Below are 10,924 nucleotides of genomic sequence, written 5' to 3' on the forward strand. Positions count from 1 at the left end.
GCTGCGGTAGCCTAAACCTCCCTCAACCTTCCTCAACCTCCTCAACTTTTAATCTAAATTTTAATCCAATGAAACAACTGACTTTCCTCCTGCTTTGTGTAGGAATGCTGTTTGGTGCTAGCCAGGTATCGGCTCAAACTGCCGACAAAAGCAAAGGTGGCCCGAATGCCGACGTAAAAGAATCCACCTTTAAAGTGTACGGCAATTGCGGCATGTGCAAAAAGCGCATCGAAACTGCGGCCAAAGAACTGCCTGGGGTAAGCAAAGCTAACTGGGACCTGGACGAGAAAAAACTCACTGTGAGTTATGAGGACACCCCCGGCGCTTTGAAAAAAATCAAGGAAAAAGTAGCAGCAGTAGGCCACGATACGGATGAAACCCGTGCCAAGGACAAAGTGTACAAAGCGCTGCATGGGTGTTGCCAGTACGATCGCCCGAACAGTAACTAAAGCTTAGTATGATGCAAAAAATTACTTCCCGATTTTTAGAGAGGCTTTTGAATAGGAAGCTCACTTGAAATGAAGCGTTCGACTTCCTATTCAAAACCCAAAATCGGGAAGTTAATTTTTCTGCATTACTTAATTGGCTTGAAACCAGCTGAATGGTGAATATGTTGACATTCGTCATTCACCATTCAGCTTTTATCTTTAATTTTGCGGCTCAAAAGATATAAATCAGTGTACCATGAATAAAATTTCCATGCGCATTGGCATCAGTATGTTGGTGTTGGTGCTCAGCATTTGGGCTTGCGGCGGCTCGGATAAAGCAACAGATCAGGCTGGAGAAGCGGTTAAAACCGAAGCAAAAGCTGCTGGTTCGGAGCCAACCGCCGACGGCATAGAATTCACCGCCAAATACCAGTGCCCCATGCATTGCCCAGGCAGTGGAAGTGAAACTTATGGCAGTTGCCCCGTTTGTACCATGCACTACATGTACAACCCCAATCTGCCCGATGCAGCGGCAATCAATAAAAAATTATTCAAAGAAAACCCGCAAATCGATCCAGACAATCCTAAACCAGCTGCAGGACACGAAGGCCACGGCCATTAAACCTTGATTGTTGAGTTTATCTGTTTAGTACCATGAAGAGATTATTCAATCGGGTCAACAACCGAGAGTTAAAACAACGTTTGGAGGAAAGTAATGAGCCAAGAACCACCTTGTCTTTTTACCAATACCATCAACTTGAAGACCCGCAGGCTTTTCGGGATGAACTATACCTGTTGTTGAGCGAATGTGGTGTATTGGGCCGGATTTATGTGGCCAAAGAAGGGATCAATGGTCAAATTTCAGTACCCACCGAAAAATTTGAGGCATTTAAAGCAGCTCTTTTCAGCATCCATTGGCTGAATGGCATCCGCTTGAACATCGCCGTAGAAAAAGACGGCAAGTCATTTTTCAAACTGGCCATTAAGGTGCGGGAAAAAATCGTCGCCGATGGCCTTGATGACGCTACTTTCGATGTCACCAAACGGGGCAAACACTTACGCGCACCTGAAGTAAATGCCCTCTTGGACCAGCCCGAAACCATCGTGGTTGACATGCGCAACCACTATGAAAGTGAGGTGGGGTACTTTGAAGGTGCAATCCGTCCGGATGTGGAAACCTTCCGGGAAGCACTTCCCCTAGTAGAAGACTTATTGAAAGCGGAAAAAGAAAAAAACATCGTGATGTACTGCACCGGAGGAATCCGCTGCGAAAAGGCCAGTGCCTACTACCTGCACAAGGGTTTCAGCAATGTGTTTATGATTGATGGGGGGATTATTGAATACGCCCATCAGTGTGAAGAACAGGGTTTGCCCAATAAGTTCATTGGCAAAAACTTTGTCTTTGATGAACGCCTCGGGGAGCGGATTTCCGAGGATGTAGTTGCCCATTGCCACCAATGCGGTCAGCCATGTGATACCCACCGCAACTGCGCGAACGACGTATGCCACGTACTATTCATCCAGTGTGATGACTGTGCGGCGAAGTACCATGCTTGTTGTTCTCAGGAATGTGCAGACTTTAGTCAATTGCCAGCGGAGGAGCAGGAAGAATTGAAGGGCACGCTGGAGTTCAATGGAACGCGGTTTGGAAAGGGGAGGTATCGGGCGCTGCGAAGGACCTGAGGTGTATCTTTAGTGCCTTAGGTTTCTTAGGTGGTGAAAAAAGAAAGCCTTGCGAAGCGAGGCATAATTTCACCACCTAAGAAACCCAAGGCACCCAAGAGGCACCTAAGTATCAATCTGACAATTTCAATACATCCAAGAACGCTTTCTGCGGCACTTCTACACTACCAATCTGGCGCATCTTCTTCTTACCCTCTTTCTGCTTTTCGAGCAGTTTGCGTTTACGCGAGATGTCCCCACCATAACACTTGGCGGTAACGTCTTTGCGCAGGGCAGAGATGGTTTCACGGGCGATGATTTTGGCACCAACCGCGGCCTGAATGGCGATCAAAAACTGCTGACGCGGCAGCAATTCTTTCAAACGAGAGCAGATTTTACGGCCAAAAGACTCCGCTTTGGTGCGGTGCACCAGTGCCGAAAGCGCATCTACATTTTCCGCATTCAGCTTGATGTCCAGCTTTACGAGGTCGGAAGCGCGGTAATCGAGCATGGAATAATCGAAAGAAGCGTAACCCCGTGAGATCGACTTGAGGCGATCGTAAAAATCGAAGACGATTTCTGCCAGCGGCAACTCAAAAGTCAACTCTACCCGGCTGGTCGTCAAGTAACTTTGACGGGTCAGAATCCCCCGCTTATCCATACACAGGGTCATGATGGTCCCGATGTATTCCGGTTTGGTGATGATTTGAGCACGGATGTAGGGTTCTTGTACTTCTTGCAAGTAGTTGGGATCAGGAAGATCGTTTGGGGTGCGTACCGCAAACTTCTCACCCTTGGTATTGGTAGCAAAGTAAGACACGTTCGGTACAGTGGTGATCACCTCCATGTTGAACTCCCGGGAGAGGCGCTCCTGGATGATTTCCAGGTGCAACATGCCCAAAAAGCCACAACGGAAACCGAAGCCCAGCGCCACCGAGGTTTCTGGCTCGAAGACTAAAGAGGCATCGTTCAGTTGCAATTTTTCCAAACTATCACGCAGGTCTTCAAAATCGTCGTTGTCGATGGGGAAAATCCCGGCGAATACCATCGGTTTTACATCCTCAAAACCGTGGATGGCTTCGGTACAAGGGTTGATGGCATTGGTAATGGTATCCCCAACCTTAATCTCGCGAGATTCTTTGATCCCCGTAATGATGTAACCTACATTCCCGGCCTCCAGGTGCGTTTGGGGAATCAGGTTCATTTGCAGGATCCCTACCTCGTCTACTTCGTATTCTTTGCTGGTGTGGAAAAAGCGAATCTTTTCTCCTTTGCGCATCCGACCATTCATAATGCGGAAATAGGCAATTACACCACGGAAGGAGTTAAAAACCGAGTCAAAAATCAAGGCTTGCAGGGGCGCTTCAGGGTCACCTTTGGGGGCGGGAATCCGAGCTACTACCGCGTCCATGATTTCTTGAATGCCGGCCCCCGTTTTACCGGATGCCAATAAGATATCTTCCCTTTTGCAACCAATCAAATCGATTACCTGATCGGCTACCTCTTCGACCATGGCACTTTCCATGTCGATTTTGTTCAACACAGGAATGATTTCCAGGTCGTGCTCAATGGCCAGGTACAAGTTTGAGATGGTCTGCGCCTGAATGCCTTGTGTGGCATCTACCAACAGCAGCGCACCTTCACATGCGGCAATGGAGCGAGATACTTCGTAGGAAAAGTCGACGTGCCCGGGGGTGTCGATCATATTAAAGGTGTACCGTTCCCCGTCAGTATGGACATAGGCCATCTGGATGGCATGGCTCTTGATCGTGATGCCACGTTCGCGTTCCAGGTCCATGTTGTCCAGGGTCTGGGCCATCATGTTGCGTTTATCAATGGTTTTGGTAAATTCCAACAGGCGGTCCGACAGGGTACTTTTACCGTGATCGATATGGGCAATTACACAAAAATTTCGAAGGTTCTTCATATTCCTCAATGTGCTACCTACACGAAACAAGTTTCGGGGTAATTGGATCGCAAAGTTCTAAAAAAATTTGGAAATGGATGTTTTAGAATTTTGCTGCAAAGGTAGGCTAATTAATTATTTAAATGGCAAAAAGCTAAAAACAAAAAGGTACAGCACTTTAATGGCCCTGTACCTGAAACAGCTATTGAATGGTTAAAGTAAGTTATGTAATGGTAAGGTGCAAGTTAGACGGCACGCCTACGCGGTCCTGCTTGCTGGACAATCTGTTCAAACATGGCCGCGGTGCTCAATGCCTCACCAGTAGAGGCCTGTTCATCTTCCTCTTCGACCGCATGGAGGGTGAAATTGGAACTGTTGGCTAGAAAATCGGCTTCGTTGTATTCGTAAATCGACCACTCGCCCCATTTGTATTCGAGCGCGGTCAGGCTTTCGACCCAATCCCCGGAATTGAGGTAGGTGACTTGTTTGCCCTGGCGTTCCAGGGTTTTGATTTGGGCGCGGTGAATGTGGCCACAAACCACGTAGTCGTACCCTTTTTCGGCGGCCAGTTCAATGGCTTTTTCTTCAAAATCGTCTACAAATTTGATCGCCTCTTTGACGCGGTATTTGATTTTTTGTGAAAAAGACAAACGGGGCAAGCCAAAAAAAGCCCGGATTTTATTGACCCAACGGTTGAACAAAATCAGATAATCGTAACCTTTGCCGCCCAACTTTGAAATGAAAGGAGAATATTTGATGAAGATGTCAAAAATATCGCCGTGGAAAATCCAGTAAGATTTGCCTTTGATTTGCAATTCGAGGGTATCGCGCAGGTGAATGTTCCCGGAAGAAAAATTGGAATAACGCCGCAGGGCATCGTCGTGATTCCCCGTGATGTAATAGACTTGGGTGCCTTTGGCGGCCATCCGTAAAATGCGCTGAATGATTTGCAGGTGCTCCTGAGGAAAGTAGTTTTTGCGAAATTGCCACATGTCAATAAAATCGCCATTCAGCACCAGAGCGTTTGTTTTGATGTGTTTCAAATAATTCAGCAGTTCTTTGGCGTGGCAACCATAAGTACCCAGATGAATATCCGACAGTATTACAAGATCGAGTTCCTTTTTCATTTTGTAAATCAAATGAGATCATCCGTATTTGACAAAACAAAGGTCAGTTCTCAATATTAACTGTATGTGAATATTTGATTATGAAATGATTAAAATTTGGAGAGAAATTGACCTTGTTCCAAGATTTGCATATTTGTAAAAAAATGGAACAAGGCTAAACTCAATTGGCGGGTACCAAAATGCGGGTGAACTGTGGCCCGGGGGCAGAGACAGGGTCAAGGAAAATAGTATCTCTTGCAATTCGTTGAATGCGTGATACTTGTGGGCCATCTTTCAGTAGCATCACCAACTCTTTGCCGTTGTTCTGCACATGCCAGTTGCCTTCTTGCAGGGTATCATCCAGGCTGAATACGGCAGATCCGTCATCGAGCAGATCAATTTTGGCCATGCGCAGGGCCAGCATCATACTCTCCATGTAATTGCGTTGGGTCGGATCAGCCTGGCTGCGTAGGTTTTCCCTTTTCATGGAATCCAGATCGTAACGCCAACTTCCAATCAACTCTTTTTTAACCTTGGGCCCTTGACAGCCACAAAGCAGGATCAAAAGGAACAAAAGTGTACTGAGATTTCGGGACATAATAGTTCTTTTGGATGCTTTTAAAATCAGGGATTATTCAACTATTTGACGTAGGTTTTGGCGGAAAGCCCTCGGGCTGGTTCCTACCACCAAACGGAACTGCTTGTTGAAATGCGATAGATTATTGAAGCCACTGTCAAAACTGACCGCGGCAATACTCAAGTGCTCATTGGCCAGCGAACGACAGGCATGAGCTACGCGCACCTCATTGACAAAATGGGTAAAAGTTTTGCCCGTCAATCGTTTGAAATAGCGACAAAACGCGGGCACAGTCATATTTACTCGACGGGAAACTTCGTCTAAAGTCACTTCTTCTTGAAAACTGGCTTCTACGTATTCGTACACTTCCTGGATGCGTTCGAGGTGCTGTGCCTGGACATCAAAAGCAAATCCATCGGCATTTAGGGAACTGAATTCTTCCGTTTTTCCCAATTCACGCAACACTTTGAGCAATTCCACCAAACGGTCGAAGGGCTCCATATGGGCCATAGCCCGCAATTGGGAACCAGCCCATTCACGCGTTTTGCCGTGAAAAATGATGCCTTTGCGCGAACGTTCAAATAAGTGGTGTACCTCGCGCATTTCCGGCGCCTTGAGGAATTCTTTGCCCAAAAAATCCTCTTTCATTTGCACCACAATTTCTACCTGGTCCTTAAAATGCCCTTCTGTGAATCCCAGGTGGGGTAAATTGGGGCCAAGAAAAATCAGGTCGCCGTCTTCGTAGTAGGAGATGTGATTGCCGATGTGGCGTTTGCCTTTTCCTTTGGAAATGTAAACAATTTCGTACTCGGGGTGAAAATGCCAAAAGGGTTTATAAACAGGATCCAGATCCGTAAATTCCCTGATTGCAAAGGAACTGCCGAATACAGGATCAATTTTTTCTAATAGTGGTTTCATACTTAATGCTTGAACTAAAACTAAATTAACTTCTTTTAGACGAAAAAAATGTTAAAAAGTCAAATTTGCACCATAAAAACGCTCTTGCTCAGACAAAAGTTGCCTTGCATTGTCGGCTAGATGTAAAAAAATTAACCCAAATTTTGCTTAGATTTAAAATCAAAATAAGCCCGATTTTGACGAACCAGGCTACCTTTGGAAAGTTTTACCATTAGGCAAAAAAATTAATCCTATTCAAATTTATGGTCAAAGCAGCTGATCTATTGGTTGTTGGCGCAGGCATTTTAGGGGCTGGCCATGCTTTGCAGGCCTTGCGCAAAGGCTATACGGTGGTGTTAACCGAAAAAGACAATGCTCCACAAGAGGCTACTGTGCGCAATTTTGGACAAGCAGTCATTTCTGGCCTGTCTGCTGGCAAATGGCAACAATATGGTTTGGATAGTTTGGCGCTGTACCAAAGCATCCAGGCGGAGTTTGACTTGGGTCTGCGCAACAATGGAACCTACTATATCGCCTCTAACCCAGGCGAGTTGCAATTGATTGAAGAGTTGTACCAAATCAACCAGCAAAACAATTACCCTTGCCAATGGCTGAGCAAAGTGGAGTGTTTACAACGCCTAGCCCCCTTGCGGGAAGACTATTGCCTGGCTGCATTGTATTTCCCCTTGGAACTCAGCATTGAGCCTCGTACCATGATTGGGCGTTTGTTGGAGTATCTGCAAAAAAAATATCCCGATACCTTTACCTACCTCCCCAATACGCCAGTTGTGGCGTGTACCTCCAACAATGGCCTGGCGACTGCTGAAACCAGCACGGGGCTGCGTTTGCAGGCAGAAAAAATCATCATTTGTTCAGGGCGTGAGTTTCGATTTTTGTACCCGGAACTTTTCCGCAGCAGCAATTTGGTGGTTTCCAAATTGCAGATGATGCAAACCTACCCGCTGCCAGCAGTTGCCCTGCCTGGCAATATCCTCACAGGTTTGTCGATTCGGCGGTATGAGAGTTTTCAGCAATGCCCTTCCTGGGCGGGCAAAGACGACAGCGTTTATGCTCAAGCGCTGCTAGACTATGGCATCCATGTCCTCTTTAAACAAGCCATCGACGGTTCCATCATCATTGGTGATTCGCACGAATACGCGCCAGCAGCAGAAGTGGATCAACTGGGTTTTGATACCAACCAGGAGATCAATGAGCTGATCCTGGACGAAGCTAAAAGTATCTTAAATTTGCCAAACTGGAGCATCCAAAAATATTGGAACGGGTACTATGCCCAGGTCAAGGGCGCCGATCTGTTTCACCATCACATTGATGAACACATTCAAATTGTCACCGGGATTGGGGGCAAGGGCATGACTTCCGGGATAGGTTTGGCAGGTGCCATCATTCAACAAACATGGTCATGATGAAAAATAAAATTAAGTTGGTCGCTTTTGACATGGCGGGTACAACCGTCCGCGACGAACACGAGGTAGAACACTGCTTTCGGCAAGCCGCCCTCCAAACCGGGCTGGAAATGAGCGAAGCTGAAATTTTGGCCGTACAAGGTTGGGCCAAGCGTTTTGTTTTTGAAACCTACTGGGAGCGGCAGCTGGGGCAACGAGGTGAACACTGGCTGCAACGGGTAGATCACTCGTTTCATACGTTTACCCAAATTCTTGAAACCCATTACCTGACTCAACCCATAGTGCCCACCGAAGGCGCTTTGGAAGTATTTGCTTTTTTGCGCGAGCGAGGCATCAAAATCGCGCTGACCACGGGTTTTTACCGCAAAGTGACCGACATTATTTTGGACCGTTTGGGGTGGTTGCAAGGCTTGAATGAAGAATATGTAAATACCGGAAACTCGTTGATTGATTGTTCCATTTCGAGTGATCAGGTCGTGGCAGGAAGACCAGCGCCGGACATGATTTTTAAGGCAATGCAGTTGCTGCAAATTGACAGTGCTGCGCAAGTGCTTTCAGTTGGGGATACACCATCGGATATTCAGGCAGGACAAAACGCTCAGCTTTTCCATAGTTTGGCCGTAGCAAATGGTACCCATCCAGCGGAGTTGTTATTGCCTCATCATCCAACAAAAATGTTGGACACTATCCGGGATTTGATCGCTTATTTAGAAGAAAATGATTTGTGCTAAATTTTTCTCAAAAAAAATTCTGTAGTTTACAGAAACTGTTTAGTTTTGCGCCGCACTATTTGCAAAAAGTTGCATGTGATTCAAAAAATTACTTGGTTTTTTGCTTTTTTATGCCAGAAATAGGCAATGCGTGCTTTTTTTGTGCAAAAAAATAACTTAGTTTGCTTTTTTGTTTGCATCTTAAAAAGATTACTTTTATATTTGCTCAATAGTTTTTTGACAGAGGTTTGTTCCTATAATTAGGCGAAGTCAATAACAATTTGTTGCTATTGACTTCGAGAAACTCGAAAAAGAACATTAACTGGGGTTTAGTTTTACTTAGGGCCGGGGAACTTATTGATCCTCGGTCTTTTTTATTTGTAGTAAATTTGTTAACCGTAGTTTGGTTGATTGTTTTTAACCATGTTTTCGACTTACTAAATAGGACTCCTGCCTATTTCTGCTTTCCCTATCTTCATTTAGCCTAAAATCTTTTTATGAAAAAAATGCAACCTTTAGGACTCTTGCTCCTTTTGTTCGTAGTGGGAAGCTGCGCCATAAAAATTCCACAGCAGCGTACACCACAAGCCATCGACTTTATCATTCTCCAAATCAACGACGTTTACGAGATCGCTCCCCTGGAAGGTGGCAACGCGGGTGGTTTGGCCAGAGTCGCCAGCATTCGGAAAGAATTGCTCAAAGAAACCCCCAACGTAGTCACAGTCATCGCAGGTGATTTCCTTTCACCTAGCCTTACCGCCAATCTTAAGCTGGAAACCGGCGAAAAAATAGCAGGACTTCAAATGATTGAAACGCTTAATGCGATGGGCTTGGATTATGCGACTTTCGGCAATCATGAATTTGACGAAAGAGACTCGGCTCTGGTGCAAAAACGCTTCAACCAGTGTACATTTCGTTTTGTGAGCGCCAATGTTCGACGGGTGTATACCGGAGGGGCAATTGCACCTTTCAAACAGACCGTCAAGGGTAAAACTGAACTGGTCCCTGATTTTATCAATCATACCTTTAAAAACAGCGCAGGTGATTCCATGAAATTGGCCTTTACAGGAGTATTGTTGCCGTTCACCAAACGGCCTTATGTACACTATTTGCCAGTGGAGGAAAATTTCCGCCGTGCCGTTGGCCAAGCCAAATCCCAAAGTGATGTGGTGGTGGCGCTGACCCACCTTTCTGCTGCCGATGATCGTGCTTTGGCCGCAGCAGTACCTGGCGTGCCCCTCTTTATTGGTGGCCACGACCATGACCATCAGGATCACTATGTGGAAAACACCATCATTACCAAGGCGGATGCCAATGCTAAAACCGTGTACATCCATCGCTGTAGGTTTGATCCCAACTCAAAATTGGTGCGGATTCAATCATCACTTAAATACGTCAATGCCTCGATTCCTTTCGATCCTGCCACCCAAGCAGTTGTAGACAAATGGGTTTCCAAAGTGGATCAGACGCTCCGCAACAATGGCTATCAACCCGAACAAAAAATTGCTACCCTGCGTGAACCCCTGGAGTGTAAAGAAACCGATATCCGCAGCCGCCAAACCAATTTTGGCACCATGACGGCCCAGGCCATGGAATACGCCATGCCTGGCGCAGATGCCTATTTGGTCAACTCAGGCTCCATGCGGCTGGATGATAACTTGGCGGGGGCAATGACGGTATATGACGTAGTGCGTTCTTTCCCCTTTGGCGGGGGCTTCGCACGGCAAGAAATTCCAGGATCGGAATTGAAAAATTTACTGGACAATGGCCTAAAAAAGAATAAAACCGAAGGGGGGTACTTACAGGTCAGTCACATCAACGAAGTAAATGGGGCTTGGCAGATCAATGGCAAACCTATTGACGATAAACAAATCTACAAACTGGTTATCTCTTCTTTTGTGGCGGCAGGCAGTGAAGCCAATCTGGGTTTTATGGGCAAATACAAAGCCGATGAACCCAAAATGCTGACCACCAGCAAAGGCAAACAAATCAAAAATGATGTGCGGGATGTGGTGATTGAGTACATGACAGCGGCTTATTAGTTGAGGAGTTGAGGAGTTGAGGGAGGTTGAGGAAGGTTTAGGCTACCGCGAGCGATTTTGACAATGTTCTTCTCTAAGTCGCTCGCGGTAGCCTAAACCTTCCTCAACCTCCCTCAACTCCTCAACTCCTCAACTAATAAGCCGCTGTCATGTACTCAATCACCACATCCCG

The 10,924-nt window shown here is 46.2% G+C and carries 10 protein-coding genes; 6 read left to right on the forward strand and 4 right to left on the reverse strand.

Annotated features, from left to right (window positions below):
* Positions 1–68 precede the first annotated feature (68 nt).
* The 3 genes from ACEW9O_RS12930 (at position 69) to ACEW9O_RS12940 (ending at position 2,111) form a co-directional block, all read left to right on the forward strand.
* Entirely contained in the window at positions 69–449 is a 381-nt protein-coding gene (locus tag ACEW9O_RS12930) for a heavy-metal-associated domain-containing protein (RefSeq protein ID WP_373550586.1), read from the forward strand.
* 235 nt (positions 450–684) lie between these two features.
* The gene (locus ACEW9O_RS12935) at positions 685–1,050 is read left to right on the forward strand and encodes a hypothetical protein (RefSeq protein ID WP_373550587.1); all 366 of its coding nucleotides are present in this window, start codon (positions 685–687) and stop codon (positions 1,048–1,050) included.
* 32 nt (positions 1,051–1,082) lie between these two features.
* The gene (locus ACEW9O_RS12940) at positions 1,083–2,111 is read left to right on the forward strand and encodes a rhodanese-related sulfurtransferase (protein WP_373550588.1); all 1,029 of its coding nucleotides are present in this window, start codon (positions 1,083–1,085) and stop codon (positions 2,109–2,111) included.
* 112 nt (positions 2,112–2,223) lie between these two features.
* Here ACEW9O_RS12940 and lepA read toward each other — a convergent pair whose 3' ends face one another.
* The 4 genes from lepA to ACEW9O_RS12960 all read right to left on the reverse strand — a co-directional run bounded on the left by lepA (position 2,224) and on the right by ACEW9O_RS12960 (position 6,597).
* On the reverse strand, positions 2,224–4,017 hold the full coding sequence (gene lepA / locus ACEW9O_RS12945) for a translation elongation factor 4 (RefSeq protein WP_373550589.1): 1,794 nt from the start codon (positions 4,015–4,017) through the stop codon (positions 2,224–2,226).
* Positions 4,018–4,241: 224 nt separating this feature from the next.
* A complete protein-coding gene (locus ACEW9O_RS12950; protein WP_373550590.1) occupies positions 4,242–5,123 on the reverse strand; it encodes a UDP-2,3-diacylglucosamine diphosphatase in 882 nt (293 codons plus the stop codon).
* A gap of 160 nt (positions 5,124–5,283) precedes the next feature.
* Positions 5,284–5,700: a hypothetical protein gene (locus tag ACEW9O_RS12955; protein WP_373550591.1), complete on the reverse strand. Its 417-nt coding sequence runs from the start codon at positions 5,698–5,700 to the stop codon at positions 5,284–5,286.
* Between the two features lie 33 nt (positions 5,701–5,733).
* Positions 5,734–6,597, reverse strand: a complete 864-nt coding sequence (locus ACEW9O_RS12960; protein WP_373550592.1) for a helix-turn-helix domain-containing protein — start codon at positions 6,595–6,597, stop codon at positions 5,734–5,736.
* Between the two features lie 242 nt (positions 6,598–6,839).
* Between ACEW9O_RS12960 and ACEW9O_RS12965 the strand changes: the two genes are divergently transcribed.
* The 3 genes from ACEW9O_RS12965 to ACEW9O_RS12975 all read left to right on the forward strand — a co-directional run bounded on the left by ACEW9O_RS12965 (position 6,840) and on the right by ACEW9O_RS12975 (position 10,752).
* Positions 6,840–8,000 carry a TIGR03364 family FAD-dependent oxidoreductase gene (locus ACEW9O_RS12965; RefSeq protein ID WP_373550593.1) on the forward strand — a complete coding sequence of 387 codons (1,161 nt, stop codon included), beginning with the start codon at positions 6,840–6,842 and terminating at the stop codon, positions 7,998–8,000.
* Positions 8,000–8,731 carry an HAD family hydrolase gene (locus ACEW9O_RS12970; RefSeq protein ID WP_373550594.1) on the forward strand — a complete coding sequence of 244 codons (732 nt, stop codon included), beginning with the start codon at positions 8,000–8,002 and terminating at the stop codon, positions 8,729–8,731. The genes ACEW9O_RS12965 and ACEW9O_RS12970 overlap by 1 nt, the downstream gene beginning before the upstream one ends.
* Positions 8,732–9,207: 476 nt before the next feature.
* The gene (locus ACEW9O_RS12975) at positions 9,208–10,752 is read left to right on the forward strand and encodes a bifunctional UDP-sugar hydrolase/5'-nucleotidase (RefSeq protein ID WP_373550595.1); all 1,545 of its coding nucleotides are present in this window, start codon (positions 9,208–9,210) and stop codon (positions 10,750–10,752) included.
* Positions 10,753–10,924 lie beyond the last annotated feature (172 nt).

The organism is Haliscomenobacter sp. (assembly GCF_041740695.1).
Taxonomy (GTDB): Bacteria; Bacteroidota; Bacteroidia; order Chitinophagales; family Saprospiraceae; genus Haliscomenobacter.

Coding starts and splice junctions, on each gene's coding strand:
- ACEW9O_RS12940 (WP_373550588.1), top strand. CDS start 1,083: ATGAAGAGATTATTCAATCGGGTCAACAACCGAGAGTTAAAACAACGT.
- ACEW9O_RS12960 (WP_373550592.1), bottom strand. CDS start 6,597: ATGAAACCACTATTAGAAAAAATTGATCCTGTATTCGGCAGTTCCTTT.
- ACEW9O_RS12930 (WP_373550586.1), top strand. CDS start 69: ATGAAACAACTGACTTTCCTCCTGCTTTGTGTAGGAATGCTGTTTGGT.
- ACEW9O_RS12955 (WP_373550591.1), bottom strand. CDS start 5,700: ATGTCCCGAAATCTCAGTACACTTTTGTTCCTTTTGATCCTGCTTTGT.
- ACEW9O_RS12975 (WP_373550595.1), top strand. CDS start 9,208: ATGAAAAAAATGCAACCTTTAGGACTCTTGCTCCTTTTGTTCGTAGTG.
- lepA (WP_373550589.1), bottom strand. CDS start 4,017: ATGAAGAACCTTCGAAATTTTTGTGTAATTGCCCATATCGATCACGGT.
- ACEW9O_RS12970 (WP_373550594.1), top strand. CDS start 8,000: ATGAAAAATAAAATTAAGTTGGTCGCTTTTGACATGGCGGGTACAACC.
- ACEW9O_RS12965 (WP_373550593.1), top strand. CDS start 6,840: ATGGTCAAAGCAGCTGATCTATTGGTTGTTGGCGCAGGCATTTTAGGG.
- ACEW9O_RS12935 (WP_373550587.1), top strand. CDS start 685: ATGAATAAAATTTCCATGCGCATTGGCATCAGTATGTTGGTGTTGGTG.
- ACEW9O_RS12950 (WP_373550590.1), bottom strand. CDS start 5,123: ATGAAAAAGGAACTCGATCTTGTAATACTGTCGGATATTCATCTGGGT.